Raw genomic sequence first — 19,137 nt, 5'->3', positions numbered from 1 at the left:
CGTAACTCTTGCTCCACTGACCACAGTTCCTCTCCGCCGACCAGGAGCGCCGATGACCCAGGACCCCGCAGCCGTACGGATCGACACGAGCAAGCCGCATCCGGCGCGGATGTACGACTGGTTCCTGGGCGGCAAGGACAACTACCCGGTCGACGAGGAGATGGCCCGCCAGCTCCTCACCGTCGACGCCCGCGGCCGGGACATGGCCCGGGTCAACCGGGCCTTCATGCACCGCGCCATCCGCTGGCTCGGCGCCGAAGGCGTCCGCCAGTACCTGGACATCGGGACCGGCATCCCGACCGAGCCCAACCTGCACCAGATCGCCCAGGAGGTCGCGCCGGAGTCGCGGATCGTCTACTGCGACAACGACCCGATCGTCCTCGCCCACGCGGCCGCGCTGCTGCGCTCGACGCCCGAAGGGGCCACCGAGTACATCCAGGCGGACGCCCGGGAGCCCGAGGTCATCCTCGAAAGGGCCGGAAAGGTCCTCGATTTCGACCAGCCCATCGCCCTGTCGATGCTGGCCCTGCTGCACTTCGTCGGGGACGAGGACGGCGCCTACGACCTCGTCGGCAAGATCGTCGAGAAGCTGGCCCCGGGCAGCTATCTCGTCCTCTCCCATGTCACCGGCGACTTCGACCCCGAGGGCGCGGCGAGAGCCGTCGGGATGTACAAGGCGCGGGGGCTGACCCTGCGGCCGCGCTCGCGCGACGAACTGGCCGCGTTCTTCGACGGGATGGAGCTGGTCGAGCCCGGTGTCTCCCTGACCGCCGCATGGCACCCGGAGCTGGGCGAGCCGGTCCCCGTGCTCGGGGACGACCCGATCCCGGGCTGGGCCGGCGTCGCCCGCAAGCTCTGACCGTACGCCGGGCCGAAGCCCGCGGGCCGTAACGGCCCGCGGGCTTCGGCGTCCCCGGCAGAGGCGGTTCCGGCCGGCGGCGCCGTCAGCCCTGTCCGCCGCCCGGCTTCACCAGGGTGACGAGGAACGTCCGCGCCGGTGCGATGTTCCCCGCCGCGTCGATCGTGCGGTACTCCACCCTGTGCGTGCCGTAGTCGGGCGTCGCGTCGTCCCACGGCACCGCCCGGCTCCGGCCGAGCTTGCCGTAGACGAGACCGTCGACGACGGTACCGCCGGGTGAGAAGCGGAACGGCCCGTCGGCGTCCGTCGGCCAGCCGTAGTACGTGTACCAGCCGTCGCCGTCCACCCGGAACTGGCTGACCACCGCGCCCTGCCGGTCGTCCCGGGCGGACAGCCCCATCGTGAACTCCCCGTCGTAGACGTGCTCCACCGGCCGGCCGGGGCGACGCACCGTGCGCAGCGGGGGCGAGAGCGCGTACGACGCGGTGGCGGGACGGGCGTCCACCGTCCACCGCAACGCGGCGGGCGTGCCGGGGATGCGGGCCGTCAGCGTGTGCGTCCCGGGGGAGAGCCGCAGCGCTCCCAGGTCGAGATCGCGGTCGTTGCCCGGGGTGGCGACGGGCCGCCCGTCGAGGGCCCATCGCACGGCGGGGGCGTAGTGCGCCGGACGGGTCGTGTCGGCGTGGACCACCGACCGCGCCCCGACCGGGGAGGCCGTCGGGGTATGTCCGGTGAACGCGGGGTTCGTGGTGTCCCGGGGCGTGGTGAGCGCGGTGTCCACGGTCCAGCCGACGCTCCGGGTCAGGGCGGCCGACGCCCGGATCGCGGGGTCGCGGACGAACGGGGTCGGGTCGCTCACCGTCGCCGTCAGCGCGTGCGTCCCCGGAGCCAGGCGGAGCGCGCGCAGGTCCAGCGAGCGGGCGCCGCCGGTGCGCAGGGGCCGCCCGTCCAGCCGCCACACCACGTCGAGGGCGCCGCCCACCGGGTGCAGGGTCTCCACCCACACCGTCCGGTCGTCCCCGAGCGGCGCGGTGTTCGGCGTGTGGTCCTGGAGCAGGTTCACCTTCGCCGAGATCGCCTGGACCATCACCTCCCGCTCCACCTGGTCGAAGGCGTAGCCGAGCGTCTTCATCAGGGAGTGCCTGCTCGGCCGGCCGACGCCCTGGGTGGTGTAGAGGCCGCCTTCGTACCGGCCGACGGTCCCGCCGGACTCGCTTTCCTCGCCCAGCCAACGCCACCACTTGGCGCGCTTCTCCCGCATCTCCCGCTCGGTCAGCAGGGTGTGGTGCGCCGAGGCGGGCTCCGGACCGGAGTAAGCGCCGCCGGGGACGCCCCGGGCGTAGTAGTCGTACTCGTCCTGGAGTCCGCCGAGCGAATGGCCGATCTCGTGCGGTGTGATGAGGGAGGAGAGGGCGTTGCCGCCCGACGCGGTGGCGTAGCTGCCGCCCGCGCCGCCGTAGGTGTCGCTGTTCGCGAGCGCCACGATCTGCCGGTTGGCGGCGCTGGTGCCGGGGACGAGATCGGCGAGCGCGGCGGCCCGGCCGCTGTCGACCGTCAGGAGCCGCTGGACGCTCTCCGGGTCGCAGCCGCCCCAGAAGCCCATGTTCAGCGGGGTGTCCCGGGCCGGTGCGTCGAGGCCCGGGTCGCAGTCGACGCCCGACTCGGGCGAAGGGAGCTCCACCGCCCAGACGTTGACGTACGAACGGTAGGAGGCGAAGGGTTCGATGCTCCACAGGACGCTCAGGTGCTTATCGACGTCCGCCCGGAACTCGCCCTTCTCCTCCGCCGTGTAGCCGTCGCCCATGACCACCAGGTTGAACCGCTTGGCGGCCGGACCGGTGCTCTGGACGGGGACGACGGTGGCCCCCGCCGTGACGGAGTGCGCGGCGGAACCGAGGGCGGGGGAGCCGGGGCGCGGGGCGGGGGCCGGTTCGGCGACGGCCGGTCCCGCCGCCACCAGCGCGGTGGTCAGCAGACCGGCCGCTCCGAGGACGGCCGCCGCCCTGCGCAGACGTGTGCCAGGAAAGGTCATGGGGCGCGAGCGTATGCCGTGCCCCCGGGGGCGTAAAGACGTTCGTCGGCCGTACGGATCAGCGCCGGAGGTAGGCGAGTCCGGCGTGCTCGGCGGTGTATCCGTCGACCAGCCGACGCGCCACGGACACCGAGTCGACCAGCGGATGCAGCGCGAACGCCTTGACCGCGGTTCCCCTCGACCCGCTCTCCGCCGCGGCGAGCACCTCGCGTTCGACCGCCTTGACCGCCGTCACCAGGCCCACCGCGTGGTACGGCAGCGGGGAGACGGAGACCGGATGGGCGCCGGCCGCGTCCACGAAGCAGGGGACCTCGACGACGGCGTCCGCGTCCAGCACCGACAGGGTCGTGCGGTTGCGGACGTTGAGGATCAGCGTGGCCCGTTCGTTGCGGGCGATGGCCCGCATCAGGGCCAACGCCACCTTCTCGTAGCCTCCCGACTCCAGATCGTCCTCGTCGCGCTCGCCGACGCCCGCCGCCTCCCGGTTGGCCGCCATGTAGGTCGCCTCGCGGTCGGCGAGGGTACGCCGCCAGGTCGCCAGGGCGGGCGTGTCCGGCTTGCCCATCTCCTCGTAGAAACCGGCCTGCTGCTCGCGGAGGTACGCGCCGCGGGTCCGCTCCGTCTGCCGGTAGGCGCGGACCGCCTCGCGGTTGAAGTAGTAGTAGTGCAGGTACTCGTTGGGGATCGCGCCCAGCGTGCGCAGCCACTCCGGGCCGAACAGCCGGCCCTCCTCGAAGGAGCCGAGGGCCTCTTCGTCGGCGAGCAGCCGGGGCAGGACGTCGTGCCCGCCGACGCGCAGGCCGCGCAGCCAGCCGAGGTGGTTCAGGCCGACGTAGTCGATCCAGGCCTCGTCCGGGTCGGCGCCGAGGACGCGGGCCACCCGGCGGCCGAGGCCCACGGGGGAGTCGCAGATGCCGATCACCCGGTCGCCGAGGATCCGGGACATCGCCTCGGTGACCAGCCCGGCCGGGTTGGTGAAGTTGATGACCCAGGCTTCGGGGGCCAGTTCGGCGACGCGCCGCGCGATGTGCGAGGCGACCGGTACGGTCCGCAGCCCGTACGCGATCCCGCCCGCGCCGACCGTCTCCTGGCCGAGGACCCCCTCGGCGAGCGCGATCCGCTCGTCGGCGGCCCGCCCCTCCAGGCCGCCGACCCGGATCGCCGAGAAGACGAAGTCGGCCCCGCGCAGCGCCTCGTCGAGATCGGTGGTCGCGGTGACCTCGGGGGCGTCCGGCACCCCGGCCCCCTGCTCGGCGAGGACCCGGGCGACGGCCGAGAGCCGGCCGGCGTCGAGGTCGTACAGCGTCACACGGTCGACCCGGCCCTCCGCGTGGTCCCCGAGCAGGGCGCCGTACACGAGCGGCACCCGGAATCCGCCGCCTCCGAGAATCGTCAGTTTCATGGTCGTACGCTACTCGGATGCATGTACTGAGCAGCAGGATTCTGCTTCGTCCGGCCGATCCCGAGCCGTCCCGTCGCTTCTACGGCGAGACGCTCGGGCTTGCGGTGTACCGCGAGTTCGGCACCGGCCCCGAGCGGGGGACGGTCTATTTCCTCGGCGGCGGGTTCCTGGAGGTGTCCGGCCGGGTCGCCGCCGCACCGACGGAGCCGCCCGAGCTGCGGCTCTGGATGCAGGTCGCCGATGTGCGCGCGGTCCGCGAGGAGCTGCGGGGCAAGGACGTGGAGGTGGTGCGGGAGCCGGTGACCGAACCCTGGGGCCTGGTCGAGATGTGGCTCGCGGACCCCGACGGGGTCCGGATCGCCGTCGTGGAGGTGCCCGAGGAGCATCCGCTGCGCTACCGGCCCTGAGGCGGGGCGCACGGAGCTCGCGGCTCCCCGGGCCGGGCGGGATCAGCCCACGTCGAGGGCGTTGCGCAGGCCCAGTCGGTAGCGCAGCCGGTCGTGGCGCTTGAGACCTTCCAGCTCCGGGGCCCGGAAGAGCGGCTTCACCGCGCACCGTGCGGCGGGGGAGTGCGTACGGTCCAGCAGGGCGTTGACGGCCTGGCGGGCCGAGGCGTTCGCCCCCTCCATCGTGGCCAGGTCGATGTCCACGGCCACGTAGTCGCCGGCCAGATAGAAGTTCGGGACCGCCGTCGCCGCCCGCGGGCGGTTGTGGAAGGTGCCGACCGGGTGGATCAGGAGCTGGTCCTCGTTGGTCGGGTTCGGGGTGCCGAGGCCGTCGACGCCGGGGTCGAGGAACCAGGAGTGCAGGGCGCCGTCCTTCAGGACCGTACGGCCGGTGTCGTTGAAGGCGGCCTTCAGCTGCGCCCACACCTCCCGGGCGACCTCGGCGCGGGTGCACTGCTTGGCGGTCCTGCCGTAGAGGATGCCCGGCCGGTCCCACTCCGAGATGTCCACCGAGAGGCAGTCGACGACGGCCCCGTCGCCGTAGTCGGCCGGGAAGTGCCGGGACGGCCAGTGGCCGGCCTGCTGGATCGAGGTCAGGGACCAGGGCGAGTCGATGAGGTTGGCGTGGCCGGCGAGCAGCGGGGCGCGTTCGGTCAGATAGAACTGGATGCCCGTCATCCAGTCGGTCTCCAGCCGGTCGCACCGCGCCAGCTGCGGGTCCGCGGCGCGCAGGGCGGCGCCCCAGGTCCGCCGGGCGTGTTCCACCGGCATCGCGGAGATGTAGTGGTCGGCGGTCACCTGACGGCGGGCCCCCTGCGGGTCCTCGATCACCGCGGCGGAGATCCGCCCGGCCCCGGCGTCGTACGCCATCTCCCGTACGGTCCAGCCGACGCGGAACTCCACGCCGAGCGAGGTCAGATGGGCGACCCACGGGTCGATCCAGGCCTCGTTCGTGGGCAGGTTCAGGATCCGGTCGAGGGGTCCGTCGGCGCCGCGTCCCAGGGCGTTGAAGGCGAAGGCCTCCAGGAGGGTGGCGACCGTGCGGGTGCTGGCCTCCTCGGCCTTGGTCGCCACGATGTTGCGGGTCAGTCCGACGGCCAGGATGCGCTGGTAGTCGTAGCTCATCCGTTCGGCGCGCAGGAACTCCCACCAGGGGGTCCGTTCCCACGCCTGGTCGCGGCGCTCGTCGCAGCTGGTGAGGAAGACGAGGAAGCGGTTGACGAAGTACGCCGCCTCGTGGAGCGGGATGGAACTCGCGGTCTCCAGGAGCGCGGTGAGCGCGCGGCGGATCTCGTCGAGGGTCAGCTCGGCCGGCCGGTGGCCGGGCCAGGGGAGGGGGATGCGCAGGTCCTCGCGGCCGGTGCGGGCGAAGGCCATCTCGGCGGGGGCGACGAGGTTGTCCCAGACGCCGTGGGGGTTGCCGGGGAAGGGGATGCGCCGCATCGTGTCCGGCAGGTTGTGGTAGATGCCCGGGATGAAGCGGAAGCCGTGTTCGGCGGGGAGCGGCCGCCGGCCGCCGCGCGCGCTGTCGGGGACGTCCATGGAGCGGGCCTTGCCGCCCAGCGCCCGGCGTTCGTAGACGGTGACGCGGAAGCCGCGCTCGGCCAGTTCGTGGGCGGCGGTGAGGCCCGCGACCCCGCCGCCGAGGACGGCGACGGAGGCCGGTGCCCGCGTGCCCGACCGGGTCGCCGCTGTCTGCGCCCGCGCCTCGGCGGCCGGTACGGCGCCGAGCGCGACCCCGCCGGTGACGGCGGCCGCCCCCGCGACGAAGGTCCGACGTGAACGTGACCCACGCTCCATGCCCCAACCCCTTTACCGGTGGTAACCCTGATGTCCGGCGCAGGAGCATACGGGCGCCCGTCGGCCCCCGGAAGCATCGCGCGGGCCCGCCCGTACACATGGCGCGATCCCGCCCCTCCCGTCCCGGGACACAATGGGCGCATGTCCCGACGCGCCACCCGCCCGAAGAAGTCCACCCCGGCCGCACCGTCCGTCACCCCGGACGCGCCCTGCCCCTGCGGGCTCGCCGCCGCGTACGGAGCGTGCTGCGGCCGCTTCCACTCCGCGGGTAAGACCATGACCCCGGCGGCCCCCACGGCCGAACTCCTCATGCGCTCCCGCTACTGCGCCTTCGTCGTCCGCGACGAGGCGTACCTGCTGCGCACCTGGGCGCCGGAGACCCGCCCCGCCGCCGTGGACTTCGATCCGTCCCTGCGCTGGACGGGCCTGGAGATCCGCGCGACGTCCGACGGCACGGCGTTCCACCAGCGGGGCACGGTGACCTTCCTCGCCCACTACACCCAGGCCGGCGCCCCGGGCTCCCTCCACGAGCGCAGCCGCTTCACCCGCCACGAGGGGGCGTGGGTGTACGTCGACGGAGACTTCCTCGACGAGGAGTGACCCTCGCGGGCCCGTTCAGCCGGTCGTGACGTCCGCCGGGGTGCGGCGGCCCGGGGGGAAGCCGTTCGCGAGATCCTCCGCCACCAGCTTCTTGGCGATCGCGTCCGTCGCCGCCCGCAGTTCCGGTCCGCTCGGGCGGCCGCGTTCCTGTTCGATCCGGGCGGTCAGCCAGTCCGACCAGGCGTGGGTGATCACGTCGGCCTCGCGCCGGCCCGCCGGGGTGTGCGAGAGCAGCGTGCCGTCCCGCGTGAGGAACCCTTCGTCCACCATCCGGTCGAAGACCGGGAGCAGTACCTCCGGAGGCAGCCGGCGCCCCGCCGAGATCAGGCCGAGGCTCGCGTGCCCGACCATCCGCGTGAAGAGCTCGACCTGCATCACCGCCCACGCCCCCGCCGGGTCGAGCCGGGTGTCGGAGCCGGCGACGACCCGCCGGGCGGTGTCCAGGTCGGTCTTGCGCATGATCCGGCCGACGGAGAGCTCCAGCAGCTTCGCCGAGTCGCCCGAGGTGGTCGGGGAGGCGAAGCCCTCGCCCATGTCGGGGGCCGAGGCCCGGGCCGTGTCCCGCAGCTTCACCTGCTTGAGGAAGAGCGACACGACGAAGCCGACGGCGGCGACCGGCACCGTCCACAGGAAGACCGTGTGGAGGGTGTCCGCGTACGCCTGGACGATCGGCGCCGCCACCTCGTCCGGCAGCCCGTGCAGCCCGGCCGGGCTCTGGGCGGCCCCGGTGACGACGGACGGGTCCGGTGCGCCGGGGACCGCTGCCGCGGCGCCGGTCCCCTCCGCCAGGTTGGGCCGCAGCGCGTTGGCGTAGATCGTCCCGAAGACGGCCGTGCCGAAGGCGCTGCCGAGCGTACGGAAGAAGGTGACGCCCGAGGTGGCGGTGCCGAGGTCGGCGTACTCCACGGTGTTCTGCACCGCGATCGTCAGCACCTGCATGCACAGACCGATGCCGACCCCCAGCACGAACATGAACAGCGACTCCCACCACGTGCCGGTGTCCGTGCCCATCAGGGAGAGCAGGAACAGGCCGAGACCCATCACCGCGCAGCCCAGGATCGGGAAGATCCGGTAATGGCCGGTCTTGCTCACCACGTTGCCGCTGAAGATCGAGGCGATGAGCAGACCGACGACCATGGGGAGGGTCCGGATGCCGGAGACGGTGGCGGAGTCCCCGTCGACGTACTGGAGGTACGTCGGGAGGAAGGTCATCGCGCCGAGCATGGCGAAGCCGACGACGAAGCTCAGCACCGAGCAGACGGTGAAGACCGGGTTGGCGAACAGCCGCATGGGCAGCATCGGTTCCGCAGCCCGGGTCTCCACCCGGCAGAAGAGCGCCAGCGCGACCAGACCGCCGGCGAAGAGCCCGATGATCACGGGGGAGCCCCAGGCGTACTCGTTGCCACCCCAACTCGTCGCCAGGATCAGGGCGCTGGAGCCGACGGCGACCAGCGCGATGCCGGCGTAGTCGATGACCGGGCGGCTGGCCGAGCGTACGGAGGGGATGGTGCGGGCGGCGGCGATGACGACGAGGATCGCGATCGGCACGTTGACGTAGAACGCCCAGCGCCAGGTCAGGTGGTCGGTGAAGAGACCGCCGAGCAGGGGGCCGATGACGGTGGAGACGCCGAAGACCGCCCCGATCGCGCCCTGGTACTTGCCGCGTTCGCGCAACGGGATCACATCGGCGATCAGCGCCATCGAGGTGACCATCAGACCGCCGGCGCCGATGCCCTGCAGACCGCGCCAGGCGATCAGCAGCGTCATGTTGGTGGCAAGTCCGCAGAGGAACGAACCGGTGATGAAGACGATCGCGGAGATCTGGAAGATCAGCTTGCGGCCGAAGAGATCGCCGAACTTCCCGACCAGGACGGTCGCCACCGTCTCGGCCAGCAGGTACGCGGTGACCACCCACGACATGTGGGCCGCGCCGCCCAGGTCCGAGACGATCGTCGGCAGGGCGGTGCCGACGATCGTCTGGTCCAGGGCGGCCAGGAGCACGCCGAGCATGATCGTGCCGAAGACGATGTTGCGACGGCGTCCGTCGAGCACGGGGGGCCCGGTGGCCGGGGGCGCGGGCGCGGCTTCGCTGCGGGTGGTCACTCTGGCAGCCTCACACCGGCCGCCGGGCCACGCATGCGGGGGACCGCCGAACCGGTACGGGCCCCGGCGGTCGTACCGGCGGTCGCTACGGCTCTCGCGTCCGGTGGAGCCCCGGACGCGCACCGGGCCGCGCCCGACGGCGCGGGGACGTCACATCGGGCCCACCGGGAGCAGCGGGTGGTGCTTGGCCAGGATCTTGTTGGCGCGGGCCAGTGTCGACAGGGCGTGCTCGCGGTCCGCCCGGTCCTCCGCGCAGAGCGGCCCGCGGAACCGGTACACCTCGCGCGCCGCGCTGTCGGCGTCGACCTCCGCCTGCAGGACGTGCAGCGGCAGGCAGGAACCGATCATCGCGGCCACACGGTCGGGGATCGGGACGGGAACGAGGCGCGAGGGCGAGGTGATCACTGGTCAGTCCTTGTGGGTCCGGTGCGGAGGTGGGGTCTCCCTACATACGTACCGGATGAGGATGAGGGTCCGTCGACGGGGATGTCTCCGGCGGGCAACGGTCCGCGAGTCGCTCGGCGCGGTGGGCGGGCCGGGTCCCGGCGGGCGCGCCGGAGGGGCGGACGGGTGGCGCGGGACGTTCTCGCAGGTGCGTGACGCGCGGGGCGATCTTCGGGCCGGGCCGGCGCCCCCGGCCGCCCGGGCGTTCGTCGAACAGCGAGACGGGATTCCGCATCCGGCGGCAGTTCGATCAAGGGGGAATGTGAAGCATCTCACCTTGCTTTCCCGCCGCTTGACGGGTCGCCAGACCGCCGATCCGTGCGCCCCGCGCCCCCGCCCCGCACCCCCCTGCGCCCCTTCCGCACCCCCTGACGCCTCCGCCTACGCCTCCGTCTACGCCTGCGCCTACGTCTCCGACGCCGACAGCACCTCGGACAGGTCGTACGACACGGGCTCCTCCAGCTGGGCGTACCCGCAGGACTCCGGCGTACGGTCCGGGCGCCACCGCTTGAACTGCGCGGTGTGGCGGAACCGGTCGCCCTCCATGTGGTCGTAACCGACCTCGCAGACCCGTTCCGGCCGCAGCGCCACCCAGGACAGGTCCTTCTTGCCCGACCAGCGGCTCGGCGCCCCCGGCAGCCGCGCGCCCTCGTGGGCGGACTCCTCGGTCCACATCGCCCAGGGGTGCCCGGTGGGCGGGTCCATCCGCAGCGGCTCCAGCTCCTCGACCAGCTCCGCCCGCCGCCTGGCCGTGAACGCCGCGCAGACGCCGACGTGCTGGAGGGTGCCGGCGTCGTCGTACAGGCCGAGCAGGAGCGAGCCGACGATCGGCCCGCTCTTGTGGAAGCGGTATCCCGCGACCACGGCGTCGGCCGTCCGCTCGTGCTTGATCTTGTACATCAGCCGCTCGTCCGGCCGGTACGGCACGTTCAGCGGTTTGGCGATCACGCCGTCCAGGCCCGCCCCCTCGTACTGCTCGAACCAGCGCGCCGCCACCTCCGGGTCCGTCGTCGCGGGCGCCAGGTGGACCGGTGCGTCCACCCCGCGCAGGATCTCCTCCAGGGCGGCCCGGCGCGCCGTCAAGGGCGCGTCGAGCAGGGACTCGTCGCCGAGGGCGAGCAGGTCGAAGGCGATGAACCGCGAGGGCGTCCTCTCGGCCAGCATCCGGACCCGCGAGTCCGCGGGGTGGATCCGTTCGCTGAGCCGGTCGAAGTCGAGGCGGCCGCCGTGCTCGATCACGATCTCGCCGTCGACCACGCACCGCCGCGGCAGCCGGGCGGCCAGCGCCTCGGCCAGCTCCGGGAAGTACCGGGTCAGCGGTTTGCCCGTACGGCTGCCGATGACCAGCTCGGGACCGTCGCGGTGCACGATGGCGCGGAAGCCGTCCCACTTCGCCTCGTACTGCATCCCCGGCGGAATCTTCTTCACCGACTTGGCCAGCATCGGTTTCACGGGCGGCATCACCGGCAGATCCATGGGTCGATTGTCCGGTATGCGGGGATTGTCGGCGAGCCCTACGCTGACACGCATGGCAGGCAAGGCGGCAGCGGTGGAACTGGAAGTCGGCGAGCGGACCGTACGCGTGTCCAATCCGGGCAAGGTGTATTTTCCCGAGCGCGGCTACACCAAGCTCGACATGGTCACCTACTACCTGACCGTCGGTGAGGGCATCACCCGCGCCCTGCGCAACCGGCCCACGACCCTGGAGCGCTACCCCGACGGGGTGACCGGCGAGTCGTTCTTCCAGAAGCGCGCCCCGAAGTACCTCCCGGAGTGGATCCCGACCGCGCACATCACCTTCCCCAGCGGCCGTTCCGCCGACGAGATGTGCCCCACCGAGCCCGCCGCCGTCATCTGGGCCGCCAACCTCGGCGCGGTCACCTTCCACCCCTGGCCGGTCCGGCGCGACGACACCGAGCACCCCGACGAGCTGCGCATCGACCTCGACCCGCAGCCGGGCACGGACTACGCCGACGCCGTGCGCGCCGCCCACGAACTGCGCACCGTCCTCGACGAGGCCGGGCTGCGCGGCTGGCCCAAGACGTCCGGCGGCCGCGGCCTGCACGTCTTCGTGCCGATCGAACCCCGGTGGACCTTCACCCAGGTCCGCCGGGCCGCGATCGCCTGCGGGCGGGAGCTGGAACGCCGCATGCCGGAGCGCGTCACGACCAAGTGGTGGAAGGAGGAGCGCGGCGAGAAGATCTTCGTCGACTACAACCAGACCGCCCGCGACCGCACCATCGCCTCCGCCTACTCGGTACGTCCCCGGCCGCACGCACCGGTCTCCGCGCCGCTGCGCTGGGAGGAGGTCGACGACGCCGTTCCGGAGGACTTCGACATCAAGACGATGCCGGTCCGGTACGCCGAGGCCGGCGACGTCCACGCGGACATGGACGACCACCGGTTCGGCCTGGAGACCCTCCTCGACCTCGCCCGCCGCGACGAGGCCGACCACGGACTGGGAGACCTGCCCTACCCGCCGGAGTACCCCAAGATGCCGGGCGAGCCGAAGCGGGTGCAGCCCAGCCGGGCCAGGAAGGCGGCGGACTGAGGGCCGCGCCTCGCGCCCCGGGGTGGCACGGTCGTCCGGAGGCCGTCATGACGCCGCCCCGGCCCGGGCGGGCGCGAGGCCCGCCCGGACCGGGGCGTTCCATCCCGGCCAGGAGGAGGGGTCCCGGCGGGGACGATCGGCCCGGCCCGTCGGATCAGTCGATCGACCAGCGCTGCAGCTCCGCGCCGGTGTCCTCCCGCAGGGTCACCTGGGCGCCGTCGGTGGCGGAGGCGGCGGTGAGCACCAGACCGTTCGCGGCCGAGGCGATGGTGTGGTCGCCGTCGTCGAGCTCGGTGACCTTCCAGCCCTGACCGGGCGCGTCCGAGCACGGCCGCTGGACGAGGGCGGCGCCCGCGGTACCTGCCCCGGCGTCCGCGCACATCCCGGACGTCTTGTTCGTCAGGGTGTAGACGCCGTCAGACCGAGGGGCGAACGTCCAGGTCTGGTTACCGCCGCGGTTCGGCGCCCAGAGGACCATGGCCGTCCCGGAGCCGGTGGAGCCGCCCGGGTTGTCCAGGGCCTTGCCTCCGGTCTCGACGCTGTGCGCGCCCTCCACGGTCGTGCCCTTGCCCGGCCAGGGGACGCCCGGAGCCTGGTAGAAGCCGATGCCGGCCGCGGTCCAGCGGGGTCCGTGCGCCGCCAGGCGCTGGCGGAAGCCGTTCCAGTCGCGGGCGGACTGCTGCGTCCAGCCGACCTCGGCGAGGGCGGGAAGGCGGGGGAAGCTCATGAAGTCGGTGTACTCGGAGGGCTGGGGCCAGCGGGTGGCCGGGGTCGGCAGCGCGCTGCTCCCCTCGTAGGCGCGGTCGGCCCACAGGGCGGCCTCGACGCCGGCGATCTGCCCGGCCGGGACGACCGAGCCGGTGCCGTCCATCTTGGCGGTGGCCGTGGTCGGGTCCCACTCGTAGGACCGCCGCACCGGCACGTAGCCGGACCAGCTCAGCCCGTAGGGGGTGGTCACGTCGTACTTCATGTCCAGGTACGCGTGGTCGGAGGGCGACATCACGAACCTGGCGCCCTGGGCGACTCCGTTGCGGACGAAGCGGATGCTCTCGGTCTCGTCCGCCGTGCCGACGCTCTCCCGGTCGTCCTCCTCGCCCCAGTACTGCATGAGGCTGCCGGCGGGGATCGTGGCCTGGCCGAGCTGGTGCCAGCCCATCACGGTCTTCCCTCGCCCGGTGGTCGCCGAGGTGGCCGCCTTGACGTAGGCGGCGTACTGCTCCGGGGTGGCCTGCGGGGTCTCGTCGCCGCCGAGGTGGACGTAGGGGCCGGGGGTGAGCTTGGCCACCGCCCTGACGACGGTGTTCACGAAGCGGCGCATGTTGGTTGTGTGCTTGGGGTCCTCGAGGCAGTAGAGGCTGATGCCGACGTCGAAGCCGGAGTAGGGCGGCTTCGCCTTGTCGTCGCAATTCAGTCCGGGCACCGAGGCGAGCGCCGCCTGGGTGTGGCCGGGGCCGTCGATCTCGGGGACCACGGTCATGAAGCGGGACGTGGCGTAGGAGACGATCTCCTTGTAGTCCTTCGCCGAGTGACCAGCCCTTGCCGCCGGTGTGGCCGCTCTGCGTGCTGGCCCCGATCTTCGTCAGCTCGGGGATCTCGTCGATGGCGATGCGCCAGCCCTGGTCGTCCGTCAGGTGCAGATGCAGCGTGTTGATCTTGTACGCGGCCGCCTGGTCGATGAAGCGCTTGACCTGGTCGACGGGGTAGAAACGGCGGGCGGTGTCCAGCATCGCCCCGCGGTACGCGTAACGGGGCGCGTCGGAGATCCGTGCGGGGGCGACGGTCCAGGGACCGGCCTGCCGGGTGCGCGACTCCACCTTGGCGGGGAAGAGCTGGCGCAGCGTCTGCACGCCGCGGAACAGGCCCTCCGCGCCCTGGGCCCGCACGACGACGCTGTTCTTGTCCGACGTCAGGGTGTATCCCTCGGCGCCCAGCTTCTTGGGGCCGTTCGGGTCGAGGACGACGGACTGCCGCGCCGCCCGGGGCGCCGTGACGACCGGCAGGGAGTGGCCGGTGGCCGGGGCGAGCTGCTGGGAGAGGTACCTGCCGACGCCCACCGCCGCCGGGTTCTTCGACAGGACGGTGATGCGGGTCGCGGGGGTGAGCGTGAACCCCTTGCCTTCCACCGCCTCCTGGGAGACCGGCTGCGGCACGAGGGCGTAGGGGGCGGCGGTGGGCTCGGGGGGAGCGACCGCCGCCTGCGAGGCCGTCGCCGGCAGCAGCGGCAGGGAGAGGGCGGCGGTGGCGAGTGCGGCGAGACATCTGCCGCGTCGGTTCGACCAGCGCATGATTGACTCCTTCGGACGGAAGGGCACGGGGCCGCCCCGGGGGAGGGCGGCCAAGAGGGCGCGATGCGCGCCGGGCGACGGTGGGGCGTGGTCCCGTCCGCCGGATGCCGGACCGTCAGGGGTCCGTCCGGCGTCCCGCGGGGACGCGTACCGGCCGTCGATGTCCCGGCGTGCCGTGAGCCCTGCGTGAGAGGTACTCATCGGGGCACAGCGCGGGAGCATGGGTTGTGCTTACAGTTGCTTCAACCTTGTGCGTTGTGCGCAACTTCAGTCAAAAGGTGTCAGGGGGTGAGGAGGGCGTCAAGCCCTTGGAGGGCAGAACTTCCGTCTCTTTGACCCGTCATGTCCCAAGACGCGTCACGGGCCATGTCCCGGGCCATGAACGCCGCGCCCACACAGGCCGCCAGGTCGCCGTACCGCGCGAGCCGGAGATCCGGCCCGGCGGGTGACGAGAGTCGGTCCCCGAGAGCCGCCCGCAGCGAGGCGAGGCCCCCCGCCCCCGCCGTGGCCTGCTCGCCGGCGAGCACGACCCGCTCCGGGGCATGGCGGCCGACCGCGGTCGCCAGGGCGCCGGCCAGGGCGTCCAGGGCGTCCGTACAGACCGCCCGGGCGTCCGGATCCCCGGCCTCGGCGCGGTGGTAGACCTCGCGGGCGGTGATTCCGCGCCATCCGGTCCGCCGTCCGTACCGTCGTGTGACGGCGGTGGTGGAGGCGATGGTCTCCAGGCATCCGTGGCGACCGCAGTGGCAGGCTTCGCCGCCCTCCGGACGCACCACGAGGTGGCCGAACTCCGCCGTTCCGCGAGGTCCGGCGGGGACGGCCCGGCCGTCGACGAAGGCCGCCGCGGCGATGCCGTCGCCCACCGAGACGTAGAGGAAGGACCGGCAGTCGGCGCCGGCTCCCGCGCGGGCCTCGGCGAGCCCTCCCGCCACCGCCTCGTGGCCGACGGCGACGGGCAGGTCCAGGTGCTCGGCCGTCCAGTCCCCGATCGGGACGCCCCGCCAACCCAGCGCGGTGGCGCGGACCGCCCGCCCCGTCGCGGCGTCGACGGTGCCGGGAAGGGCCACCCCCACGGCCGTGGGACGGCAGCGCTCGGCGAGGGCGGCGGCGCAGGCGAGGACGCTGTCCACGACGGCGTCCGGCCCGCGCTGGGGCCGGGTGAACCAGCGTTCCCGGTGGCGCGGTTCCCCGTCGGGCCCCAGCGCGCATCCCTGGATGAAGGCGCCGCCCACCTGGAGGGCGATCACGGTCTCGCGGTCGGGCCGTCGGCGTCGTCGCGCCGGCGGCCGCGGGCGGGTCGCCTCCGCCGACGGCACCCGCTCCCCGCGTACGGTCGTGTTCACGGGTGGCTACTTGACGGAGCCGGCGGTGAGGCCGGAGACGACCTTCCGCTCGATGAGCGCGAACAGGATGACGACGGGCACGATGGCGATGACCGAACCGGCGAACAGGTAGTTCCACTGGACGGTGTAGTTGCCGATGAAGCTGTTGATGCCGACCGTCAGCGGCTGGTTCTCCGGCATGGTGGAGAGCGTCAGCCCCATGACGAACTCGTTCCACGCCGCGATGAAGGTGAAGATCATCGCGGTGACGACCCCCGGCATGGCGAGCGGCAGGGTGATCCGCAGCAGCGCGCCTCCCCGTCCCAGCCCGTCGATCATGGCCGACTCCTCCAGGGCCTCCGGGATGGAGGCGAAGTAGGCGGTGAGGATCCAGATCGCGAAGGCCAGGTTGAAGGCCGCGTTGCAGAGGATCAGCGTCCAGACGGAGTTGAGCATGTCCAGCTGGTAGAACTCGCGGTACAGGCCGACGAGCAGCGAGGTCGGCTGGAACATCTGGGTGATGAGCACCAGCAGCAGGAAGAGCTTGCGCCCCCGGAACCTCATGCGCGCGGTGTAGTACGCGGCGGGGATGGCGACCAGCAGCACCAGCAGGGTGGACCCGGCGGCGACGAGCAGGGTGACCCGCAGGTTGTCCCCGAGGTGGGACTCCCGCCAGACGTCGACGAAGTTGGCCCACTGGAAGTCGTTCGGCAGGTAGGTGGCGTCGCGGAGTTCGTGCGCCGGCCGCAGCGCGGTGATCACCATCTCCGCGTACGGCATCAGGAAGAGGGCCGCGAGCAGCCAGGCGACGGCGGTGATCAGCAGGGTCCGCGGGTTCAGGGCGCGGGGGGCCCGGGACACGGCGGGCCGCGGGCCGCCCGTGCCGGAGCGGGCGGGCGGGACCTTCCGGGGGGTCTTCGCGGGGTCGAGGGTGTGCTGGGCCATCAGTTCTCCTCCTGGTTCCAGCGGCTGGCCTTGAGGAAGACGACGACCATGACCACGACGAGGGCGAAGTTCACGACGGACATCGCCGCGGACTGTCCGATGTCGGAGTTCTTGAGCTGGTACATGAACACGGTGGTGGTGGCGGTGTCGCTGTCCGGGCCGCCGCGGGTCATGCTCCAGATGATGGGGAACGAGTTGAAGACGTTGATCAGGTTGATGACGACGCCGACGAGGAACGCGGGCCGCAGCAGGGGCAGGGTGATCCGCAGGTACGTCTGCCAGGTGTTGGTGCCGTCCACCCGGGCGGCTTCGTAGACCTCCGCGGGGATGGTCTGCAAGCCCGCGAGCAGGGTGTACGTCGTGAACGGGAGGGAGACGAAGACGGCGACGAACATCATCCAGGGCCAGGCCGTGGAGGGATCCCCCAGCCAGTCCTTGGGGCCGTCGACGATCCCGAGGTCGGTCATCAGCGTGTTGAGGACGCCGGCGGTCTGGTTGAGCATCCATTTGAAGCCGATGGCGGTCATCACGACCGAGGCGGCCCAGGGCGCGATGAGCGCCCAGCGGGTGAGGCGGCGGCCCGGGAACCTCTGGTTGAAGAGCTGGGCCAGGGCCAGGGAGATCACCATGGTGGCGGTGACCACGACCAGGGTCCACACCACGGTCGACAGGACGACCGAGGGCAGGGCCGGCTCCTCGAACAGCTGCGTGTACTTGTCGAAGCCGGCCGAGCCGCGGACGAACCCGCTGCTGCTGATCTTCAGGAACGAGGTGCGGACCATCTCGTAGACCGGCCAGAGCACGACCAGGACGATGAGCAGGACGGCCGGACCGATCCAGGGCAGGGGCCCCAGCCGGGCCAGGCCGCCCCGGCCCTTGCGGCCGGAGCCGTCGGTGGATGAAGTGCTGGACACGAAGGTGCCTTCCGTGACGGTGCGGTGCGCGGGCCTACTGGTCGGAGACCGTCTTCTGTGCCTTCTTCTGGAGCTCGCCCAGGACCTTGGCTGGTTCGTTCACCGCCGTGCCGCCGCTCTTCTTGATCTCCGCCGAGACGGCGTCCCACGAGGTGTCGCCCAGCGGGTAGAAGACCGCGTTCGGCAGCAGGGCGAAGAAGGGCTCGAGGTCCTTGTGCCTGCCGTTGCCGGTCATCTCCTGGAGCGTGTCCTTGGTGACGGGCATCAGGTTGTACATCTCGTCGAACTTCAGCGTGTTCTCCTTGGAGTACGCGAAGTCGAGGAACTGCCGGACCTCTTCCTTGTGGCCGTTGTCCTTGAAGGCCATCATCCAGTCGGCGACGCCGAGGGTGGAGGTCAGCGCCCCGGTCCTGCCGGGGATGGGCGCGACGCCGTAGTCGACCTTGCCGTCCTTGGACATCTGGATCAGGGACGGGTGGCCGTTGAGCATCGCGGTCTTGCCGGCGGCGAAGTCGGCGAAGGCGGTCTTGCGGTCCGTCGTCGCGGGGTTGGCGTAAGTGAGCCCGGGTGCGACCAGGTTCGACTTCAGCCAGCCGAACGCCTCGACGTTGGCCTTGCTGTCCAGCGTGTAGGCGCCCTTGGCGTCGGTGAACCCCCCGCCGTTTCCGAGCTCCCAGATCAGCGACTCGCCCTGGGCCTCCTCGGGGCCGAGCGGCAGCGCGTACGGGGTGACGCCGGGGACCTTGGCCTTGATCTTCTGCGCGGCGGCCTTGAGGTCGTCCCAGCTCTTCGGGGCCTCGGTGACGCCGGCCTTGGCGAAGACCGTCTTGTTGTAGAAGAAGGCCCTCGCCGAGGAGACGAACGGTATGCCGTACTGCGTGCCGTCGACCTCGCCGGCCTTGGCGAAGCTGTCGATCAGATTGGCGCGCGTCTTCTCCGACAGCACCTCGTCGGCCCGGTAGAGCAGGTCGTCGGCGACCTTGTCGGCGTAGCCGCCGGTCTGGAGGACGTCCGGGACGTTGCCGCTCTGGATCATCGTCTTGACCTGGGAGTCGATGTCGTTCCAGTTGATCACCTGGACGTCGACCTTGATCTTCGGATGGGCGGCGGTGAAGCGCTGCGCGACGTCCTTCCAGTAGGCCGTCGAGCTGTTCGAGGCCTTGTCGCCGTAGTCGGCCGCCACCAGCTTCAGGGTGACCTCCCCGTTCTCCGACGCGCCGCCGCCGCCGCTGCCGCAGGCGGTGAGGGCGAGGGCGCCGAGTACGCCCGTACAGGCCGCCGTGATCAACCGCTTGTTCATGGTCAGTACCGCCTTGTCTGCTGGCCGGTCGAGACGACACGGCCGTGTGGCCGGGAACTGCAGCAGATCCGGAGCTTGCTCATACCTGGCGCTTTCGCGCAGGATTCGCTCATTAACGAGCATCTGCTGTGGGT

Annotated in this window: 15 protein-coding genes and 1 pseudogene; 4 read left to right on the top strand and 12 right to left on the bottom strand. The window is 72.1% G+C overall.

Going from position 1 to position 19,137, the window contains the following annotated elements; translation table 11 throughout:
• Nucleotides 1–52 precede the first annotated feature (52 nt).
• Complete coding sequence (locus ACZ6RC_RS12885; protein WP_391135359.1) at nucleotides 53–859, top strand: SAM-dependent methyltransferase; 807 nt, start codon at nucleotides 53–55, stop codon at nucleotides 857–859.
• A gap of 85 nt (nucleotides 860–944) precedes the next feature.
• On the opposite strand, the gene ACZ6RC_RS12880 is transcribed toward ACZ6RC_RS12885, so the two are convergent.
• Together ACZ6RC_RS12880 and ACZ6RC_RS12875 are read right to left on the bottom strand one after the other, a co-directional pair.
• The gene (locus ACZ6RC_RS12880; protein ID WP_469581808.1) at nucleotides 945–2,891 is read right to left on the bottom strand and encodes a M64 family metallopeptidase; all 1,947 of its coding nucleotides are present in this window, start codon (nucleotides 2,889–2,891) and stop codon (nucleotides 945–947) included.
• Nucleotides 2,892–2,949: 58 nt separating this feature from the next.
• Nucleotides 2,950–4,293: a 6-phospho-beta-glucosidase gene (locus ACZ6RC_RS12875; RefSeq protein WP_469581805.1), complete on the bottom strand. Its 1,344-nt coding sequence runs from the start codon at nucleotides 4,291–4,293 to the stop codon at nucleotides 2,950–2,952.
• Between the two features lie 17 nt (nucleotides 4,294–4,310).
• On the opposite strand from ACZ6RC_RS12875, the gene ACZ6RC_RS12870 reads away from it, so the two are divergent.
• Nucleotides 4,311–4,700 (top strand): VOC family protein, encoded by a 390-nt coding sequence (locus tag ACZ6RC_RS12870; RefSeq protein ID WP_469581801.1) that lies wholly within the window; start codon nucleotides 4,311–4,313, stop codon nucleotides 4,698–4,700.
• Nucleotides 4,701–4,742: 42 nt separating this feature from the next.
• Here ACZ6RC_RS12870 and ACZ6RC_RS12865 read toward each other — a convergent pair whose 3' ends face one another.
• The gene (locus tag ACZ6RC_RS12865) at nucleotides 4,743–6,539 is read right to left on the bottom strand and encodes an FAD-dependent oxidoreductase (protein WP_391135347.1); all 1,797 of its coding nucleotides are present in this window, start codon (nucleotides 6,537–6,539) and stop codon (nucleotides 4,743–4,745) included.
• Between the two features lie 141 nt (nucleotides 6,540–6,680).
• On the opposite strand from ACZ6RC_RS12865, the gene ACZ6RC_RS12860 reads away from it, so the two are divergent.
• Nucleotides 6,681–7,139: a YchJ family protein gene (locus ACZ6RC_RS12860; RefSeq protein ID WP_469581797.1), complete on the top strand. Its 459-nt coding sequence runs from the start codon at nucleotides 6,681–6,683 to the stop codon at nucleotides 7,137–7,139.
• A gap of 15 nt (nucleotides 7,140–7,154) precedes the next feature.
• Here the strand turns inward: ACZ6RC_RS12860 and ACZ6RC_RS12855 are convergent, their stop codons facing one another.
• From ACZ6RC_RS12855 to ACZ6RC_RS12845, 3 genes are all read right to left on the bottom strand, one after another.
• Nucleotides 7,155–9,242: an MDR family MFS transporter gene (locus ACZ6RC_RS12855; RefSeq protein ID WP_469581792.1), complete on the bottom strand. Its 2,088-nt coding sequence runs from the start codon at nucleotides 9,240–9,242 to the stop codon at nucleotides 7,155–7,157.
• Nucleotides 9,243–9,392: 150 nt separating this feature from the next.
• The gene (locus ACZ6RC_RS12850) at nucleotides 9,393–9,590 is read right to left on the bottom strand and encodes a hypothetical protein (RefSeq protein WP_391135963.1); all 198 of its coding nucleotides are present in this window, start codon (nucleotides 9,588–9,590) and stop codon (nucleotides 9,393–9,395) included.
• Between the two features lie 501 nt (nucleotides 9,591–10,091).
• Nucleotides 10,092–11,162: an ATP-dependent DNA ligase gene (locus tag ACZ6RC_RS12845; RefSeq protein ID WP_391135339.1), complete on the bottom strand. Its 1,071-nt coding sequence runs from the start codon at nucleotides 11,160–11,162 to the stop codon at nucleotides 10,092–10,094.
• 52 nt (nucleotides 11,163–11,214) lie between these two features.
• Here ACZ6RC_RS12845 and ligD point away from each other — a divergent pair, with 52 nt between their 5' ends.
• Entirely contained in the window at nucleotides 11,215–12,237 is a 1,023-nt protein-coding gene (gene ligD / locus ACZ6RC_RS12840; RefSeq protein WP_469581789.1) for a non-homologous end-joining DNA ligase, read from the top strand.
• Nucleotides 12,238–12,391: 154 nt separating this feature from the next.
• Here the strand turns inward: ligD and ACZ6RC_RS12835 are convergent, their stop codons facing one another.
• The 6 genes and pseudogenes from ACZ6RC_RS12835 to ACZ6RC_RS12810 form a co-directional block, all read right to left on the bottom strand.
• The gene (locus ACZ6RC_RS12835) at nucleotides 12,392–13,714 is read right to left on the bottom strand and encodes an RICIN domain-containing protein (RefSeq protein WP_469581786.1); all 1,323 of its coding nucleotides are present in this window, start codon (nucleotides 13,712–13,714) and stop codon (nucleotides 12,392–12,394) included.
• A 133-nt stretch (nucleotides 13,715–13,847) separates the two neighbouring features.
• Nucleotides 13,848–14,522: pseudogene (locus ACZ6RC_RS12830) on the bottom strand (glycoside hydrolase family 20 zincin-like fold domain-containing protein); the annotation flags it as partial.
• Nucleotides 14,523–14,803: 281 nt separating this feature from the next.
• Nucleotides 14,804–15,865 carry an ROK family protein gene (locus ACZ6RC_RS12825; protein WP_469581783.1) on the bottom strand — a complete coding sequence of 354 codons (1,062 nt, stop codon included), beginning with the start codon at nucleotides 15,863–15,865 and terminating at the stop codon, nucleotides 14,804–14,806.
• A 6-nt stretch (nucleotides 15,866–15,871) separates the two neighbouring features.
• Nucleotides 15,872–16,789 (bottom strand): carbohydrate ABC transporter permease, encoded by a 918-nt coding sequence (locus ACZ6RC_RS12820; protein WP_469581780.1) that lies wholly within the window; start codon nucleotides 16,787–16,789, stop codon nucleotides 15,872–15,874.
• A complete protein-coding gene (locus ACZ6RC_RS12815; RefSeq protein ID WP_469581777.1) occupies nucleotides 16,789–17,703 on the bottom strand; it encodes a carbohydrate ABC transporter permease in 915 nt (304 codons plus the stop codon). Before ACZ6RC_RS12815 ends, ACZ6RC_RS12820 begins: the two co-directional genes overlap by 1 nt.
• Before the next feature lie 34 nt (nucleotides 17,704–17,737).
• Nucleotides 17,738–19,003: an extracellular solute-binding protein gene (locus ACZ6RC_RS12810; RefSeq protein ID WP_469581774.1), complete on the bottom strand. Its 1,266-nt coding sequence runs from the start codon at nucleotides 19,001–19,003 to the stop codon at nucleotides 17,738–17,740.
• Nucleotides 19,004–19,137: the final 134 nt, after the last annotated feature.

The sequence above is a fragment of the Streptomyces sp. NPDC048353 genome (assembly GCF_055587165.1).
The sequence above is the reverse complement of the archived record's forward strand: the minus strand, read 5'-3'. Positions and strand labels throughout refer to the sequence as shown.

Excerpts from the sequence above, each read along its gene's own strand:
- ACZ6RC_RS12870 (WP_469581801.1), top strand. The coding sequence starts at position 4,311 with ATGCATGTACTGAGCAGCAGGATTCTGCTTCGTCCGGCCGATCCCGAG.
- ACZ6RC_RS12835 (WP_469581786.1), bottom strand. The coding sequence starts at position 13,714 with ATGACCGTGGTCCCCGAGATCGACGGCCCCGGCCACACCCAGGCGGCG.
- ACZ6RC_RS12845 (WP_391135339.1), bottom strand. The coding sequence starts at position 11,162 with ATGGATCTGCCGGTGATGCCGCCCGTGAAACCGATGCTGGCCAAGTCG.
- ACZ6RC_RS12810 (WP_469581774.1), bottom strand. The coding sequence starts at position 19,003 with ATGAACAAGCGGTTGATCACGGCGGCCTGTACGGGCGTACTCGGCGCC.
- ACZ6RC_RS12850 (WP_391135963.1), bottom strand. The coding sequence starts at position 9,590 with ATGATCGGTTCCTGCCTGCCGCTGCACGTCCTGCAGGCGGAGGTCGAC.
- ligD (WP_469581789.1), top strand. The coding sequence starts at position 11,215 with ATGGCAGGCAAGGCGGCAGCGGTGGAACTGGAAGTCGGCGAGCGGACC.
- ACZ6RC_RS12865 (WP_391135347.1), bottom strand. The coding sequence starts at position 6,539 with ATGGAGCGTGGGTCACGTTCACGTCGGACCTTCGTCGCGGGGGCGGCC.
- ACZ6RC_RS12875 (WP_469581805.1), bottom strand. The coding sequence starts at position 4,293 with ATGAAACTGACGATTCTCGGAGGCGGCGGATTCCGGGTGCCGCTCGTG.
- ACZ6RC_RS12820 (WP_469581780.1), bottom strand. The coding sequence starts at position 16,789 with ATGGCCCAGCACACCCTCGACCCCGCGAAGACCCCCCGGAAGGTCCCG.
- ACZ6RC_RS12880 (WP_469581808.1), bottom strand. The coding sequence starts at position 2,891 with ATGACCTTTCCTGGCACACGTCTGCGCAGGGCGGCGGCCGTCCTCGGA.
- ACZ6RC_RS12860 (WP_469581797.1), top strand. The coding sequence starts at position 6,681 with ATGTCCCGACGCGCCACCCGCCCGAAGAAGTCCACCCCGGCCGCACCG.
- ACZ6RC_RS12885 (WP_391135359.1), top strand. The coding sequence starts at position 53 with ATGACCCAGGACCCCGCAGCCGTACGGATCGACACGAGCAAGCCGCAT.